Source organism: Pseudomonas wadenswilerensis (assembly GCF_024749185.1).
GTDB classification, from domain to species: domain Bacteria; phylum Pseudomonadota; class Gammaproteobacteria; order Pseudomonadales; family Pseudomonadaceae; genus Aquipseudomonas; species Aquipseudomonas wadenswilerensis.
This window is the reverse complement of the sequence record NZ_CP087191.1, coordinates 1404339-1420155: the sequence shown is the minus strand read 5'-3', so window position 1 is coordinate 1420155 and position 15817 is coordinate 1404339. Positions and strand designations below refer to the sequence as shown.

General features: G+C 64.2%; 19 protein-coding genes. 8 read left to right on the top strand and 11 right to left on the bottom strand.

Annotated elements, in window-relative coordinates; all coding sequences use genetic code 11:
- The first annotated feature begins 14 nt into the window (after nt 1–14).
- Complete coding sequence (locus tag LOY45_RS06550) at nt 15–1193, top strand: vWA domain-containing protein (protein WP_010223112.1); 1179 nt, start codon at nt 15–17, stop codon at nt 1191–1193.
- Between the two features lie 96 nt (nt 1194–1289).
- Here LOY45_RS06550 and LOY45_RS06545 read toward each other — a convergent pair whose 3' ends face one another.
- The 4 genes from LOY45_RS06545 to LOY45_RS06530 are packed head-to-tail and all read right to left on the bottom strand — an operon-like array spanning nt 1290 to nt 4972.
- Nucleotides 1290–2210, bottom strand: a complete 921-nt coding sequence (locus LOY45_RS06545; protein WP_258578876.1) for a 5-oxoprolinase subunit C family protein — start codon at nt 2208–2210, stop codon at nt 1290–1292.
- Entirely contained in the window at nt 2207–2911 is a 705-nt protein-coding gene (gene pxpB / locus LOY45_RS06540; protein ID WP_258578875.1) for a 5-oxoprolinase subunit PxpB, read from the bottom strand. Before pxpB ends, LOY45_RS06545 begins: the two co-directional genes overlap by 4 nt.
- A complete protein-coding gene (locus LOY45_RS06535) occupies nt 2908–3660 on the bottom strand; it encodes a 5-oxoprolinase subunit PxpA (protein ID WP_095161870.1) in 753 nt (250 codons plus the stop codon). The genes pxpB and LOY45_RS06535 overlap by 4 nt, the downstream gene beginning before the upstream one ends.
- A gap of 25 nt (nt 3661–3685) precedes the next feature.
- A complete protein-coding gene (locus LOY45_RS06530) occupies nt 3686–4972 on the bottom strand; it encodes an MFS transporter (RefSeq protein WP_095161868.1) in 1287 nt (428 codons plus the stop codon).
- Between the two features lie 142 nt (nt 4973–5114).
- Here LOY45_RS06530 and LOY45_RS06525 point away from each other — a divergent pair, with 142 nt between their 5' ends.
- On the top strand, nt 5115–6026 hold the full coding sequence (locus LOY45_RS06525) for a LysR family transcriptional regulator (protein ID WP_095161866.1): 912 nt from the start codon (nt 5115–5117) through the stop codon (nt 6024–6026).
- Here the strand turns inward: LOY45_RS06525 and LOY45_RS06520 are convergent.
- The 3 genes from LOY45_RS06520 to LOY45_RS06510 are packed head-to-tail and all read right to left on the bottom strand — an operon-like array spanning nt 6023 to nt 7844.
- A complete protein-coding gene (locus LOY45_RS06520; RefSeq protein WP_095161864.1) occupies nt 6023–6544 on the bottom strand; it encodes a DUF2937 family protein in 522 nt (173 codons plus the stop codon). The genes LOY45_RS06525 and LOY45_RS06520 overlap by 4 nt on opposite strands.
- A gap of 10 nt (nt 6545–6554) precedes the next feature.
- Nucleotides 6555–7331, bottom strand: coding sequence for a class II glutamine amidotransferase (locus tag LOY45_RS06515; protein WP_095161862.1), 777 nt, complete (start codon nt 7329–7331; stop codon nt 6555–6557).
- A gap of 21 nt (nt 7332–7352) precedes the next feature.
- Nucleotides 7353–7844, bottom strand: coding sequence for an MFS transporter (locus LOY45_RS06510; protein ID WP_095161860.1), 492 nt, complete (start codon nt 7842–7844; stop codon nt 7353–7355).
- An 84-nt stretch (nt 7845–7928) separates the two neighbouring features.
- Here LOY45_RS06510 and LOY45_RS06505 point away from each other — a divergent pair, with 84 nt between their 5' ends.
- Both LOY45_RS06505 and LOY45_RS06500 read left to right on the top strand, forming a co-directional pair.
- Nucleotides 7929–9980, top strand: a complete 2052-nt coding sequence (locus tag LOY45_RS06505; RefSeq protein ID WP_258578874.1) for a S9 family peptidase — start codon at nt 7929–7931, stop codon at nt 9978–9980.
- A 128-nt stretch (nt 9981–10108) separates the two neighbouring features.
- Nucleotides 10109–10582, top strand: coding sequence for a cyclic nucleotide-binding domain-containing protein (locus LOY45_RS06500; RefSeq protein ID WP_115088253.1), 474 nt, complete (start codon nt 10109–10111; stop codon nt 10580–10582).
- Here the strand turns inward: LOY45_RS06500 and LOY45_RS06495 are convergent.
- Nucleotides 10579–10851, bottom strand: a complete 273-nt coding sequence (locus LOY45_RS06495; RefSeq protein WP_115088254.1) for a hypothetical protein — start codon at nt 10849–10851, stop codon at nt 10579–10581. The two genes, LOY45_RS06500 and LOY45_RS06495, sit on opposite strands and share 4 nt — an antisense overlap.
- A gap of 126 nt (nt 10852–10977) precedes the next feature.
- Between LOY45_RS06495 and LOY45_RS06490 the strand changes: the two genes are divergently transcribed.
- The 3 genes from LOY45_RS06490 (at nt 10978) to LOY45_RS06480 (ending at nt 12314) form a co-directional block, all read left to right on the top strand.
- Entirely contained in the window at nt 10978–11349 is a 372-nt protein-coding gene (locus LOY45_RS06490) for a YajD family HNH nuclease (RefSeq protein ID WP_038996595.1), read from the top strand.
- Between the two features lie 62 nt (nt 11350–11411).
- Nucleotides 11412–11882, top strand: coding sequence for an RNA methyltransferase (locus tag LOY45_RS06485; RefSeq protein ID WP_010223125.1), 471 nt, complete (start codon nt 11412–11414; stop codon nt 11880–11882).
- A 66-nt stretch (nt 11883–11948) separates the two neighbouring features.
- The gene (locus LOY45_RS06480; RefSeq protein WP_038996596.1) at nt 11949–12314 is read left to right on the top strand and encodes a YgaP family membrane protein; all 366 of its coding nucleotides are present in this window, start codon (nt 11949–11951) and stop codon (nt 12312–12314) included.
- Here the strand turns inward: LOY45_RS06480 and LOY45_RS06475 are convergent.
- Nucleotides 12311–13531 carry a hypothetical protein gene (locus tag LOY45_RS06475; protein WP_258578873.1) on the bottom strand — a complete coding sequence of 407 codons (1221 nt, stop codon included), beginning with the start codon at nt 13529–13531 and terminating at the stop codon, nt 12311–12313. The genes LOY45_RS06480 and LOY45_RS06475 overlap by 4 nt on opposite strands.
- Nucleotides 13532–13581: 50 nt before the next feature.
- Nucleotides 13582–14031, bottom strand: coding sequence for a YcgN family cysteine cluster protein (locus LOY45_RS06470; RefSeq protein ID WP_045193480.1), 450 nt, complete (start codon nt 14029–14031; stop codon nt 13582–13584).
- A gap of 148 nt (nt 14032–14179) precedes the next feature.
- On the opposite strand from LOY45_RS06470, the gene LOY45_RS06465 reads away from it, so the two are divergent.
- Complete coding sequence (locus tag LOY45_RS06465; protein WP_258578872.1) at nt 14180–14773, top strand: nitroreductase family protein; 594 nt, start codon at nt 14180–14182, stop codon at nt 14771–14773.
- Between the two features lie 90 nt (nt 14774–14863).
- Here LOY45_RS06465 and LOY45_RS06460 read toward each other — a convergent pair whose 3' ends face one another.
- Nucleotides 14864–15796, bottom strand: coding sequence for a D-2-hydroxyacid dehydrogenase (locus LOY45_RS06460; protein ID WP_134063805.1), 933 nt, complete (start codon nt 15794–15796; stop codon nt 14864–14866).
- Between the last annotated feature and the right edge of the window lie 21 nt (nt 15797–15817).

The following is a 15817-nucleotide window of genomic DNA, read 5'->3' as shown; positions in this document are numbered from 1 at the left end:
CGGGAGCAATAGCCATGCTGCTCAATCTGTTCAATGAAATGCGCGCGGCCAAGGTGCCGGTTTCGGTGCGCGAACTGCTCGACTTGCTCAATGCCCTCAAGCAGCGCGTGACCTTTGCCGACATGGACGAGTTCTACTACTTGTCGCGGGCCATCCTGGTCAAGGACGAGCGCCATTTCGACAAGTTCGACCGGGCGTTTTCGGCCTACTTCAAGGGCCTGGAGAACCTCGACCGGCACCTGGAAGCGCTGATTCCCGAAGACTGGCTGCGCAAGGAGTTCGAGCGCTCGCTGACTGACGAGGAGCGCGCGCAGATCCAGTCCCTGGGTGGGCTGGACAAGCTGATCGAAGAGTTCAAGAAGCGCCTTGAAGAGCAAAAGGAACGCCATGCCGGCGGCAACAAGTGGATCGGCACCGGCGGCACCAGCCCGTTCGGCTCGGGCGGCTTCAACCCCGAGGGCATCCGCGTCGGCGATGCCGGCAAGCGCCAGGGCAAGGCGGTCAAGGTCTGGGACCAGCGCGAGTACAAGAACCTCGACGACCAGGTCGAACTGGGCACGCGCAACATCAAGCTGGCCTTGCGCCGGCTGCGCAAGTTCGCCCGCCAGGGTGCGGCCGAAGAGCTGGATATCGACGGCACCATCGACCACACCGCCCGCGATGCCGGCCTGCTCAACATCCAGATGCGCCCGGAGCGGCGCAACAGCGTCAAGTTGCTGCTGCTGTTCGACATCGGCGGCTCGATGGACGCCCACGTGAAGATCTGCGAAGAGCTGTTCTCGGCCTGCAAGACCGAGTTCAAGCACCTGGAGTATTACTACTTCCACAACTTCGTCTACGAGTCGGTGTGGAAGAACAACCTGCGCCGCACCTCGGAGCGCACCTCGACCCTGGACCTGCTGCACAAGTACGGCGCCGACTACAAGGTGGTGTTCGTCGGTGATGCGGCCATGGCGCCCTATGAAATCACCCAGCCGGGCGGCAGCGTCGAGCACTGGAACGAAGAAGCCGGTTACGTGTGGATGCAGCGCTTCATGGAGAAGTACAAGAAGCTCATCTGGATCAACCCCTACCCGAAGGACACCTGGGGCTATACGGCGTCGACCAACATCGTTCGCGAGCTGGTCGAGGACCGGATGTTTCCGCTGACCTTGCGCGGGCTGGAGGAAGGGATGCGGTTTTTGTCCAAGTAGACACGGGGCCGCTACGCGCCCCATCGCCGGCAAGGCCGGCTCCCACAGAGGTTTGCATTCACCTGTGGGAGCTGGCTTGCCAGCGATGAGGCCCTCTCAGCCAACAAACCTTTCAAGAAACGCCCGCTGCTCAAGCCACGCCATCTCCTGCACCACCGGCCGAAACCGCACCACACTCCCCGGCAGCATCTGCGCCATCCTCGCCAGGGCCAGCGGCGTCAATGCGCCCAGGCGTGGATAACCACCAATGGTCTGGCGATCATTGAGCAGCACGATCGGCTGGCCGTCCGGCGGCACCTGCACCGCGCCTAAAGGGATACCTTCAGAGATCATCGCCGGGCCCTGATACTGCAACACCGGCCCCAACAGGCGAATGCCCATGCGATCGCCCCGGCTGTCGAGGGTCCAGTCACGGTTGAACGCTTCGAACAGGCTCATACCGCTGAAGTCGCCGATCTGCGCCCCCAACAGCAGATCAAGCGGCAACCTGTCGGTAAAGTCCGGCCAGAACGCCTCCGGCACTTCTTTAGGCGCCGGTGCCGCACCGCCATATTCCAGCTGTTGGCCCTTGGCCAGCGGCGAACCCAGGCCATCCAGCCCGCCCAGTTCCTCGCGCACCACGCTGGCACAACTGCCCAGCACCTGCGGCGCCTTGAAGCCACCCGGCGCGGCGATGTAGGCACGGGCACCGTGCAACGGCGCATTCAAGCGCAGGCGCTGGCCCTTGTTCATGCTGAAGCTGCGCCAGGGCTTGAGCGGCTGGCCGTCGAGCCGTGCGTCCAGGTCGGCACCGGCCAGGGCCAGGCAGCAGTCCTGCTCGGCAATCAGGCTGAAGCCACCGAGGGTGACCTCGACCACGGCGGCCCCAGGCCCATTGCCCAGCAGCCAGTTGGCCCAGCGCATCGACACCCAGTCCAGCGCCCCGCCCTGGGTCACGCCCAGGTGGCGCACGCCAAAGCGCCCGGCATCCTGCAACAGGCACAGCGGCGTGCTGGCCTCGATCGACAAGCGGCTCATGCCTGTGCCTCCAGCGGGGTATCGTCGCCGCCCAGGTTGATGAAGGTCGCACGCTCGACAGCGACGAAACGTACCCGATCGCCTGGCTGCAGCAGGCTGTAGCCCTCGCGCTGACGGTCAAAGAGTTTGCTCGGGGTGCGCCCGATCAGGTTCCAGCCACCAGGAGAAACCGCTGGATAGGCGGCGGTCTGCCGCTCGGCAATCCCGACACTGCCGGCCGCCACCCGTTTGCGCGGGGTGGCCAGGCGCGGCGCGGCCAGTGCTTCTTCGACCAGGCCCATGAAGGCGAAGCCGGGGGCAAAGCCAAGGGCGAACACCTGATATTCACGCTCGCTGTGGCGGCGAATGATGTCTGCCACCGTTGTGTTGCAACGCTCGGCCAGCAGCTTCAGCTCCGGGCCGACGCTCAGGTCGTACCACACCGGGATCTCATGCTCACGGCCACCGCTGCCAGCGTCCGCTTGCAGGTCACTGAGCGCTTCACGGATGCACGCCTGTGCCACGGCTGGTGATACCTGGAGCAGGTCGAAATGCACCATCAGCGTGGTATAGGACGGCACCAGATCAACCAGGCGCTCGGCAAAAGCGCTGCGCAGGCGCTGGCTGGCGGCGAGCATCCACGGCATGTTGCTTTCGTCGATGCGCTCGAACAGGCGCACCATCAGGCAGTCGATGGCCACCACTTCAATACGGTAGTTCATGGCACCGCCTGGGCATCAAGGGCCTGACGGATCTGCCGTACAGCGGCGATCGAGCTGTCGTTGTCGCCATGCACGCACAGGGTATGAGCCTGCAACTGCAACGGGCTGCCATCGCTGGCAATCAGCGGCTCGCCCCGGGCCAGGCGCAGGGCCTGCTCGACGATCACCGCCGGATCGTGGTGCACCGCCCCCGGCAAGCGCCGCGACAGCAGGTGGCCGCTGGCGTCATAGGCGCGGTCGGCAAACGCCTCGAACCACAGGGTCACACCGTACTCATCACCCAGGGCCTGGGCCGCGCTGTTGTCGGCGGTGGCCATCAGCATCAGCGGCAACTGCCGGTCATAGGCGGCCACCGCTTCCAGCACGGCACGCAGCTTGAGCGGGTCGGCCATCATGTCGTTGTACAGCGCGCCGTGGGGTTTGACGTAGGCAACCTGCGTCCCCTGGGTACGGCAAATGCCGTCCAGGGCGCCGATCTGGTAATGCAGCAGGTCGCGGATTTCCTCGGCGCTGCAGGCCATGGAGCGGCGGCCGAAGCCAGCCAGGTCCTGGTAGGCGGGGTGGGCGCCGATGCGCACCTGGCTGGCCACGGCCAGGGCCACGGTCTTGCGCATGATGCCGGGGTCGCCGGCGTGGAAGCCGCAGGCGATGTTGGCGCAATCGACATAGGGCATGACCTGGGCGTCCAGGCCCATGGTCCAGCTGCCAAAACTTTCACCCATATCGCAATTCAATAGCAGGCGGCTCACGACTGACACTCCTTCAGGCTCGGCCTCATTGGGCTTCTAGTTCTTTGCCGCGGGTTTCCGGCAGGCTCAGTGCTGCCAGAATTACCACTCCGTAGGACACCGCGGCAAATCCGCCAATGCCCAGGCCCAGGGGGATCTTCTGGCTGAGCAGGCCGATCAACAGCGGGAAGAACGCTGCCAGGGCACGGCCGATGTTGTAGCAAAAGCCCTGGCCCGAGCCGCGGATGCGGGTGGGGAACAGTTCGGTGAGAAACGCGCCCATGCCGCTGAAGATCCCCGAGGCGAAGAAGCCCAGGGGGAAGCCCAGCCACAACATCACGCCGTCGCTGACCGGCAGCTGGGTGTAAAGCAGGACAATGATGAACGAGCCGACGGCAAACAGGATGAAGTTCTTTTTGCGCCCCAGCAGGTCGGTCAGGTAGGCGCTGATCACATAGCCGATGTAGGAGCCGAAGATCACCATCGCCAGGTAGCCACCGGTGCCGAGCACACTCAGGCCGCGCTCGTTCTTGAGGAAGGTCGGCAGCCACGAGGTGATGGCGTAGTAACCGCCCAGGGCGCCGGTGGTCAGCAACGAGGCGCGAAGGGTGGTGAAGAGCATGCCCGGGGCGAAGATTTCATAGAAGTGCGAAGGCGCTTCGGTCTTTTGCGCAGCCTTGGCCTGCTGGTAGATCTCCGGGTCCTTGACCAGGCGCCGGACGAAAATCACGAACACCGCTGGCACGATGCCCAGCAGGAACAGCGCACGCCAGGCGTCTTCGGGCGGCAACAGCGAGAACAGCACCGCATACAGGATCGCCGTCAGGCCCCAGCCAATGGCCCAGCCGGACTGCACCATGCCCACCGCCTTGCCACGGTCCTGGGCGCGGATCACTTCACCGATCAGCACCGCGCCAGCCGTCCACTCGCCGCCAAAGCCAAAGCCCATCAGGGTGCGGGCAATCAGCAGCTGTTCGTAGTTCTGGGCAAAGCCGCAGAGGAAGGTGAAAAACGCGAACCACAGCACTGTCAGTTGCAGGGTGCGCACGCGGCCGATACGGTCAGAGAGGATACCGGCAATCCAGCCACCGAGGGCCGAGGCGATCAGGGTGCTGGTGTGGATCAGTCCGGCCTCGGCGGTGGTGATGCCCCACAGGGCAATCAGGGTGGGGATGACGAAGCTGAGCATCTGCGTGTCCATGCCATCCAGGCCGTAGCCGATCTTGCAGCTCCAGAAGGTCCGGCGTTCCTGCTTGTTGATGTTGCGGTACCAGTCGAATGGCCCCGCCACTGACCTGGCTTTGACCTGTTGCTGCACGCCCGATGGGTTCATGGTTGCCTCAGCTTGTTGGTATTGTTTTAACGACGACAACATGTGTCGCGGCCTGAGGATCATTTTTCGACGGGTGCGGGTTGTCGTCCAACGAGAAAAACCAGCTGTCTGGCATAAGAAAAACTTGATCAGTGAGCGCGCCATGAACCTCAAATTCCTCGAAACCTTCGTCTGGGTCGCCCGGCTCAAGAGCTTTCGCCTGACCGCCGAAAAACTCTTCACCACCCAGGCCTCGATCTCCAGCCGCATTGCCGCGCTGGAGGCCGACCTCGGGGTCAGGTTGCTGCTGCGCGACTCACGGGGCGTGAGCCTGACCCCGGAAGGCAGCAAGGTGCTGGAATACGCCGAACAGATGCTCGATACCGCCAAGGCCCTCAAGCAATCGCTGGACAGCGACCGGGCCAAGGTCGGGCGGATTCGCATCGGCGTGATGGACACGGTGATCCACACCTGGATGAGCCCGCTGGTCTCGGAGCTGATGGAGCGCTACCCGCAGGTGGAGATCGAACTGGTCGCCGATACTGCACTGAACTTGCGCGAACAGCTGCAAAAAGGCTTTCTCGATGTGATTCTGCAAACCGACCTGTTACGCCAGGAAACGATCCGCAGCCTGGACCTGGCGCGCTACCCCATGGGCTGGATCGTCGCCAGCCAGTCGATCTACAACCGCGACTACGCGTCGCTGGCGGACCTGGCCCGCGAGCGCATCATCACCTTCTCGAAGAACTCGCGGCCCCACCAGGAAGTGCTCAGCCTGTTGCAGGCCGAAGGCGTCGGCGCGCCACGGCTGAACTGCGTGAACTCGGTGGCGGCTATTACCCGCTTGTTGCGTGATGGTTTTGGTATCGGCGCCCTGCCGCCAGCGCTGGTCAGCGAAGAGCTGGCCCGTGGCGAACTGATTCTGTTGCCGCTGGCCCGGCAACCACCGAGCCTGGAGCTGGTGGTGGCCTGGCAGACCGGCGTCGAGCTGGTCGATGAAGTGGTGCAGCTGTGCCGCAACGTGCTGGAGCGCTACGCTCGCGATGCCGGGCCGCAGCGCATCGTGCTGGTTTAGCGCCAGCTCTCCTGCACGGCCTTGCGTCGCCCGCCGAGTGCCACCCAGCCGAGCAACAGCAGCAGGCTTTCGACCACCAGCGCCAGCACCAGCGCGCAGCTCAGGCCCCAGGCCAGGGCTTCGGGGTTGAGAAGGATCTGGTAGCGATAGCCGTTGAGGGTTTCTTCGCGCAGTTGCGGGTTGGCGGCCGCCAGCACATGCCAGGTTTTTGCCAGCCACGGGCCTTGGAGAATCTGCCACTCCTGCTCGAACTGGCGGTTGCGGATCAGCAGGCTTTCAATGCTGTTGGCATCGCTGGTGAACACCGGATCGTCGCTGCTGCGGTAATGGCGCACCAGCGCCTGCAGGTCGCCGTTGAAGAAGCGCTTGGCGGTGTCTTCAAAGCCCTTGAGGCCCTCACGGGATTCGAGCAGGTGCGCCTCGACCCGCTGGCCGTAATCGACGATATAGCCCGGAACCTGCAGCCCGACCAGCAAGCCGCAGGTAAACAACAGCAAGCGCAGGTAACTTCTGAACATGGACTGATCCTTAGCTGGCCTGACCTTCGGCGATGCATTCGCCACGGCGCCACAGGGCCCACTGGCCAGGCTCGTAGCGGTGCCAGGTTTCGTTCTCGGTGAGGGCCTCGGTGGCGATCACCGTGACCACATCGTTAGGGGTGGTTTCGGCCTGGAAGTCGACGATCACGTCGACGTCCTTCAGCCGTGCCGGGCCGAACGGCGCACGTCGGGTGATGTGCACCAGCTTGGTCGAGCAGAAGCAGAACAGCCAGTCGCCATCGCTGAACAGGCAGTTGAACACGCCCTTGCCACGGTATTCGGCACAGGCCTCGACCAGCACCGGCAGCAACTGCTCGACCTCAACCGGCTCGGGGAAGGCTTCGCGCACGCGGTTGAGCAGGTCGCAGAACGCCGCTTCGCTGTCGGTGTCGCCAATCGGCCGGTAAAAGGTCGCCTGGCCCTTGAACTCACCGAGCTGGCCATTGTGCGCAAAGCACCAGTTGCGGCCCCACAGCTCGCGCACGAACGGATGGGTGTTGGACAGGCAGACCTTGCCGACATTGGCCTGGCGAATGTGGCCGATCACGACTTCGCTCTTGATCGGGTAGCGCTGCACCAGGTTGGCGACTTCCGACTCGCAACTGGCAGCCGGGTCCTGGAACAGGCGCAGGCCACGGCCCTCGTAGAAGGCGATGCCCCAGCCGTCACGGTGCGGGCCGGTGCGCCCGCCGCGCTGCATCAGCCCGGTGAAGCTGAAAACGATGTCGGTCGGCACATTGGCGCTCATGCCCAGTAGTTCACACATGCTTGGCTGCTCCGGGCAATCCTACAGACGCGGCTCGACCCGCGTGCCGCTGCCGCCCAGCGGCGCTGCAGGTGGCGGGTTACGGTAGCGGTCGCTGCGGTCGGCGGCGAACGGCTCATCGCTCACAGGCTCGTCGGCATCACGCTGGGCGGCCGCTTCGGCCTGCTCGCGGCGGGCCTTGGCGCGCCGCTCAAGCGGCCAGCGGATGAGCACGAACAGCGCATACAGGGTGAACGCGAGCATGCCGTACATGGCCAGGTCAGCAGCGGCGCGCAGGGCGTTGTTGCCGACCTTGAACAAGGTATCGAGGGCGGCGATGGCGATGGCCGGGGCGAATTTTTCCTTGACCGGGTCGACGATGGTCGGGGTCAACAGCAGTACCGCCATCAGCACCCGCAGCGGCTCACGCAGCCAGCGCCACATCCATGAGGTCAGGCGAAAGCCCACCAACAGGCATCCCAAGGCGGCAAGGGCGTAGAGGCCCCAGGCGAGCAGATAGTCGTTCTCGGTCATGGTGTCCATGGCAAGCTAGGCAAATAGATGCTTATGATAAACACTTTTCCGCGCGCAGGCGCCCCCCAGCCAAGAGAACCCCGCATGTCCGCAGACGCCACCGCTCCCCGTGCCCCGATTGCCCGCAAGGCCGAAGGTGCCGATCCCTATGCCTGGCTGCAGCAGCGCGATACCCCTGAGGTGCTGGCTTACCTGACCGCCGAGAACGCTTATCAGGAGGCACAGCTGGCCGATCAGGCGCCGCTGCGCGAACAACTGTTCGAAGAGATCAAGGCGCGCATCCTCGAAACCGACCTGTCGCTGCCCTCGCCCTGGGGCCCGTACCTGTACTACACGCGCACCACGGCCGGTGACGAATACGCCCGCCATTACCGCTGCCCGCGCCCGGCCGATGATTCCAACACGGTTGATGAAAGCCGCGAAGAGCTGCTGCTCGACCCTAATGAGTTGGCCAAGGGTGGCTTTTTGTCGCTGGGCGCATTCAGCATCAGCCCCGACCACCAGCGCCTGGCCTACAGCCTGGACACCACGGGCGACGAGATCTACACCCTGTACGTCAAGGAGCTGGCCGACGGCGCCATCGAGCAGCTGCCGTTCGAGGACTGCGACGGCAGCATGACCTGGGCCAACGACAACCAGACGCTGTTCTTCGCCGAACTGGACGACACCCACCGTCCGCATAAACTGCTGCGCCACCGCCTGGGCAGCGGCGTGGTCGACGCGGTCCATGAAGAAACCGATGGCCGCTTCTTCCTGCACTGCTATCGCGCCAGCTCCGAGCGCCAGCTGATCCTGCTGCTCAACAGCAAGACCACCAGCGAAGCCTGGGTGCTCGATGCCGAACACCCCGAGCAGGCCTTTACCTGCCTGGCGCCCCGGGTCGAGGGCCATGAGTACTACCCTGACCACGGCCAGTTCGAAGGCCAGTGGCGCTGGTTTATCCGCAGCAACCAGGACGGCATCAACTTCGCCCTGTACCAGGCTGTTGCCGACGTAGTGCCCACCCGCGAGCAATGGCAACTGTTGGTGGCCCATCGCGACACGGTGATGCTCGAGGGCCTGACCCTCAACGCCAGCGCCCTGAGCCTGAGCCTGCGCGAAGGCGGCCTGCCGATCATCGAGGTGCACCCGCAAGGCTTGCCGGCCTACCGCGTGGAGCTGCCGGACGCCGCCTACAGCCTGTACGTGCAAGACAGCCTGGAGTTCGTCAGCCCGCGTATCCGCCTGCGTTACCAGTCGCTCAACCGCCCGGCCCAGGTGCGCCAGCTGGAGCTGGCCAACGGCGCCCAGCAGGTGCTCAAGGAAACCCCGGTGCTCGGCCCGTTCGACCCGGATGCCTACGTCAGCCAGCGCCTGTGGGCCACCGCCGCCGATGGCACCCAGGTGCCGATCAGCCTGGTGCAGCGCCGCACCGACGTTGGCAAGCCGGTGCCGCTGTACCTGTACGGTTACGGCGCCTACGGCGAAAGCCTCGACCCGTGGTTTTCCCACGCCCGCCTGAGCCTGCTCGAACGCGGCGTGGCCTTTGCCATCGCCCACGTGCGTGGCGGCGGCGAGCTGGGTGAAGCCTGGTACCGCGCCGGCAAGCAGGAGCACAAGCACAACACCTTCGGCGACTTCATCGCCTGTGCCGAGCACCTGATCGCCCAGGGCGTGACCCGCGCCGAGCAACTGGCGATCAGCGGCGGCAGTGCCGGTGGCCTGCTGATCGGCGCGGTACTCAACCAGCGCCCCGAGCTGTTCAAGGCAGCGATTGCCGAAGTGCCGTTCGTCGACGTGCTCAACACCATGCTCGACCCCGAACTACCGCTGACCGTCACCGAGTACGACGAATGGGGCAACCCTGAAGAACCCGAAGTGTACGAGCGGATCAAGGCCTACGCGCCGTATGAAAACGTCCGTGCCCAGGCCTACCCTGCCCTGCTGGTGATTGCCGGTTACAACGACAGCCGCGTGCAGTATTGGGAAGCGGCGAAGTGGGTGGCGCGCTTGCGGGTGACCAAGAGTGACGACAACCCGCTGCTGCTCAAGACCGAAATGGGCGCCGGCCACGGCGGCATGAGCGGGCGTTACCAGGGGCTGCGCGATGTGGCGCTGGAGTACGCGTTCGTATTTAACGTGCTGGGCGTGGTGTAAATCGGAAAATTTGTTGTCTGATCCACCAAATCGCCGGCTTCCACAAATCCTGTGGGAGCTGGCCTTGCCAGCGATGGGCTGCGCAGCAGCCCCAGAACAGACACCATAAATCTAAAAGAACGACGCCAATGCCTGAACCCACCCACCTCAACAACGAAATCCGCGACATGCTCATGGATTGCGGCCTGTTCGACCCGTTGCTGCCTGGCGACTTCCAGGCCGCCGCCGGTTATTTCAGCATCAGCAGCATGAGCGAAGGCACGGAAATCTTTCGCGAAGGCGACGCCGGCACCTTCATGTGCATCATCCACCACGGCGTGGTTTCGGTGCGCAAGACCGATGCCGAGCAGCGCCAGGTCGAAATCGCCACCCTGCGCAAGGGCCGCGCCTTCGGTGAAATGGCCGTGCTCGACGGTGAACGGCGCTCGGCCAGTTGCATTGCCGCCAGCGACTGCCAGTTGCTCAACCTGGGCAAGGACTCGCTGGAAAAGATGCTCAACGACGCCCCGAAGATCGCCGCCAAGATCATCCGCGCCCTGGCCGTGGCCCTGTCCCGGCGCCTGCGCATGCAGGACGGTCAGCGCCTGGCACAGCAGGTCTAGTTGCCCTTGCCCTTGCTGTTGTCCGGGTTCAAACCGGGCAGTGGCTGGTCCTTGGGCGGATTGGGCACCGGCATCGGCGGTAGCAAGGGTGCCCCCGGCCGGCTGTCACCCGCCCGGGGAATGGTGCTCGGCGTCACCTGCGGATACGGCGTTGGCGTCGCCGTGCCCGGCGCACCCGGCACCGGCGTGATCAGCCGAGGCTGTACGTCGGCAGCCACGGCAGGTTGCAGGCTGGCACAGATCAGTACGGCAATGATCGAGTAACGCATGCACAGGCTCCTTGAGGGTCCTGCCTACAGGCTACTCCCACGGCGCACGGTTTGCCTGTCCGAATTGCCCGCCATCGGGCTAAACTTCAAGGCATAACCGTAACAAGCCCGAGAAAAGGTAATCCCATGAGTTCGTCATCCTCTGCCGCCGCCACCGCACGGCTAGACCGCATCCTCGCCGACGCCAAGCGCGACAAGGAAATGGGCTACCGTGACAAGGCTCTGCGCATGTACCCGCACGTGTGTGGCCGCTGTGCCCGCGAGTTCGCCGGCAAGCGCCTGAGCGAGCTGACCGTGCACCACCGTGACCACAACCACGACAACAACCCCCAGGACGGCTCCAACTGGGAACTGCTGTGCCTGTACTGTCACGACAACGAGCACTCGCGCTATACCGACCAGCAGTACTTCAGCGAAGGCTCGACCAGCAGCCCGAGCATCGCCAAGGCCACCCACAATCCGTTCGCGGCCCTGGCAGGCATGCTGAAGAAGGACTGAAGCCGCCCACAGTTGCCGGCAAGCCCGTATAATCGCGTCTTTTTTGCGAAGGGCCCCGGCACGTGGCGAACAAACGGTACAGCTGCATTGGTCTGTTCAACCCCAAGTCAGCAGAGAACGTCGGTTCGGTGATGCGCGCTGCGGGTTGCTACGGCGTCAACTCGGTGTTCTACACCGGCAAGCGCTATGAGCGCGCCCGCGACTTCGTCACCGACACCAAGCGTGTGCACTACGACATCCCGCTGATCGGCATCGACGACCTGCAGAAGATCATCCCCCTGGGCTGCACGCCGGTGGCGGTGGAACTGGTCGACGGCGCCCGGCCACTGCCCGAATACACCCACCCGGACCGCGCAATCTACATCTTCGGCCCTGAAGACGGCTCCCTCGACCCGAGCGTGCGCGCCTGGTGCGAAGAGACCATCTACATCCCGACCAACGGCTGCATGAACCTTGCCGCCACCGTCAACGTGGTGCTCTACGACCGCCTGGCCAAAGGCCTGAACACCCGCTCCGGGCCGAAATTCAAGTAAGTCGAATGAACAGGCCGGCTTGCCCGGCGGTCTGCTGTAGACCATCGTCCCTACTGGAGAATGACCATGTCCGAGAAACAGACGCTTATCCCGGCCAATTCAGCGCATATGGCCAGCGAACATAACGTCCACGGCTGGGAGCGCGCAGGTTCCGTCGCCACCGGGGTGATCATGGTCGGCAAGGGCCTGCGCCGCGGCGGCGTGTTTGGTTTGATTCAGGTGGCCATCGGCGGAGTTGCCCTGGCCCGTGGCATCACCGGCCACAGCTCGGTGAAAAGCCTGATCGAGCGCGGCCGTAGCGATCTCGATAACATCCGCGCCAAAATCGAACGCAGCGGCGCCGAGCTGCAAGCACTCAAGGCCAACGCCGAAGCCGCCACCCGCGGTACCACGGTGACCGGCAACGATGCCCTGAAAGACCCCAAGCCTTAACGCAGCAGCTTGCTCTGCAGCACCTCGGAAGATCTACCCAGCACGCTTTCGCTGAGCTGGATGAACTCCGCGGTGCTGACGCTGTTCAGGCGCATCATCGCCCGGGTGACATCATCCAGCGAGCGCTGGTTATGGGTGTGCAGGCGGATTTCCTGGTCCAGCGCCCGCAACAGCAGCACGCCACGGGCGATCACCGCGCTGTCGACCTGCTCGCCGCGCAAACTGCTGACCTTCTTGCCACTGCGCTCAAGGCTCGCCTGCTGGGCCTGATAGCGCTCCTCGGTCATGCCTCCGGCGCGGCGCAGCAGTTCGCTGGCGTAATACTCGGCCAGGCTTTCACCGATCCAGTCGCTGTCCTGGCGGTCGTTGATCTGCGCGAACACATGCACCAGTTCGCGCAGCACCGGGCTTGAGCCGTTCTCGCCGACCAGCGGGCGACTGCTGTGCAGGTATATGGAGTTGTGCCCGGCCCGGACGCCACGCCACAGCTCGTCCCGGGCGCCAACCAGCAGCAGCTTGGGCGGGTTGCGCGGGAACACTGCCTGCAACTGCGGCCAGACGAAGGTCAGCAAGGTCAGGTTGTCCAGGCGCCGCATGGCCTGCCCTTGCGGCGCGGCAACGCTGACTTCGGTTTCGCCCAGGCGCGCGCGGCGGGTGCCGATGGTTCCGGCGAGCATCCAGCCGGTCGGGCGGTCGAACAGGCGCGAGACGTTGTCGATGCGAAAGCGGTTCTTGCCAATGCGCGGCCACGGGGTCTCGACACTTTTCCAGCCCTTGGGCAGCTCGAAGCTCAGGCGCGCCACCAGTTCGGTGCCGTCGTGCTGGTCCAGGCGGGCCGGGGGCACCAGATCGTCACCACGAAACAGCGCCCAGTCCGGGGTCATGCGGGTTTCATAGGCGCCGCCCTTGAGCCGCTGGCTCAGGCGCACCTTATAAGTCAGCTGGCTCTTGCCTGGCGCCGGTTGCCAATGGCCGCGCTGATCATCGCCCTGCACCTGCCATTGGCCATCGGCCTGAAAATCGCTGTAGGCGCCGTCCTTGCCCAGGTCGAAGTCCAGGCTGCGCACTGTCGCCCCATCGGCCAGGGTAAGGCGCACCTCGGCCTGCTCGCTTTGCGGCAGCAAGCGCACGTGGTAATCCAGATCGACTTTTTTCGCCCAGGCCGGCGAACTGGCCAGCAGGCCCAACACCAGCCACCAATGGCAATGCACACGCATACAGAAACTCCTTGTTCCCCCAAACGCGATACCCGACAAGCCTGGGCGGCTCAACCGGCGCGGAAAATCAGATAGTCTTCCCAGTCGTCTTCATCGACGCTGTCTTCGCTGAGCATGCGCCCGGATTGTGAAATCCGCTGCTTGTGCACCTGTTCGCGGTCACCGCAAACCAGGTGGTGCCAGTCGGGCAGGTCCTTGCCCTCGCTGACCAGGCGGTAACCGCAGGTGGTCGGCAGCCATTTGAACTGGTCGGCCTTGCCTGGGGTCAGCTGAATGCAGTCCGGTACGATCTGCATCCGCTGCGGATAATCGCTGCACTGGCAGGTCTTGAGGTCCAGCAACTTGCAGGCAATTCGCGTGTAATAGACGCTGTTGTCGTCTTCATCTTCAAGCTTTTGCAGGCAGCACAGGCCACAGCCGTCACACAGCGACTCCCACTCCTGCGGGTCGAGTTGCTCGAGGGTTTTACGCATCCAGAATGGATTGGCGTTGGCAGTCATGTAACGGGTGTCCTGTTTCAATTCGTGCGCGGCGGCGCGGCGGCGCCAGTCTAGGGCCTGTCACCGGCCATTGCCAGACCGCTTGTCAGCGCTGATGCGACACAGTAGTTTGACCAGCGGTCACCACCCCAACTCTCAGGAACTCAAGATGAGTGCAAATCCTCGCGTTGCCGATCACGCCATCAACGAACAGTTCATCCAGCGCTGGTCACCGCGCGCCTTCACCGGCGAGCCGATCGACCAGGCCACCCTGCTGAGCTTCCTTGAGGCTGCCCGCTGGGCACCTTCGGCCTACAACTCGCAGCCTTGGCGCTTTCTCTATGCCCGCCGCGACACGCCGAACTGGGAACGCTTCCTCGGTTTGCTCAACGAGTTCAACCGCAGCTGGGCCCAGCATGCGTCGGCGCTGGTGATCATCATTTCCAAGACCAGCTTCACTGCACCGGGTGCAAGTGAAGAAACTCCGGCCCTGTGGCACACCTTCGACACCGGCTCGGCCTGGGGCCACCTGGCGTTGCAGGCGAGCCTGAGCGGCTGGCACACCCACGGCATGGCCGGTTTCGATCAGGAACTGACCCGCAAGGAGCTGAAGATTCCCGAAGGCTACGCCCTGCACGCGGCAGTGGCGATCGGCAAGCTGGGCGACAAGTCGACCCTTGCTGAAGGCCTGCAGGCGCGGGAAGTACCGAACCCGCGTCGGCCGTTGAGCGAGTTGGCGGCTGAGGGTGATTTCAGCCTTTGATTTTTCGGGCTGTCTTGCAGCCCATCGCTGGCAAGGCCAGCTCCCACAGGGTCAACGGTGCCTTCAAACCTGTGGGGGCCGGCGTTACTGTTAGTAGCCGCGCTGAAAGTCCACTTCCCCACGCAACCCTTCACCCGCCTGATACGCCCGCAGATTCTCGACAAACAAGCGCACCATCGCCGCCGGCGAGGTCGGTGCCGAGCTGTGCCCGGTCAGCAGCAAGCCCCAGGCAGTCCAGAACGGATGACGTTGCGGCAGCGGCTCCTGCCGACAGACATCGATCACCGCACCTGCCAGATGGCCTTTCTTCAAAGCCTCGACCAGGTCGCCATCGACCACCGCCACGCCGCGCCCGGCATTGATGAACAAGGCCTCGGGGTTGAAGCGCTGGAACAGCGCGGCGTCATACAGGTCATGGGTCGCCGGGGTGTCGGGCAGCAGGTTGATCACATAATCGACCTGGCCGACCAAACGCCCCAGGTCCTCAAGACCGGCCACTTCAATAAACGGCGCCTGCTCGCGCGGCTGGCTGGCGATACCGTACAGCTGCACGCCAAACGGCAGCAGAAACTCCGCCACCCGTTGACCGATATCGCCGGTCCCGACGATCAGCACCCGCCGCCCTTCCAGGCTGCGCCCCGGACGCTCATCCCACTTGCGCTCGACCTGGCTGACCAGGCGCGCCAGCACCTCGCGCTCGTGGCCGAGCATGTAGGTGAGCACGTACTCGGCCATGACCTGGCCAAAGATGCCCACCGCCCGGGTCAGGCGGTAGTCACGCTGCAGGCCGTCAGCCAGCAGCGGCGTAATCCCGGCCCAGGTCGATTGCAGCCACTGCGGCTGATGGCCCTGGCGCAACAAGGTTGCCAACAGGTCCGGCTGGCCCAGCCACACCGGGCTGTCAGCGGCCAGCCGTGCCAATTCGGCCGAGTCACCACTGTTCAGGACTTCCAGGTCCGGTGCCGCCTCGCGCAACAGGCGAGCGTAGAGGGCATGATCCTGTTCAGCGATCAAAACACGCATGTTCATAACAACCTTGGATAA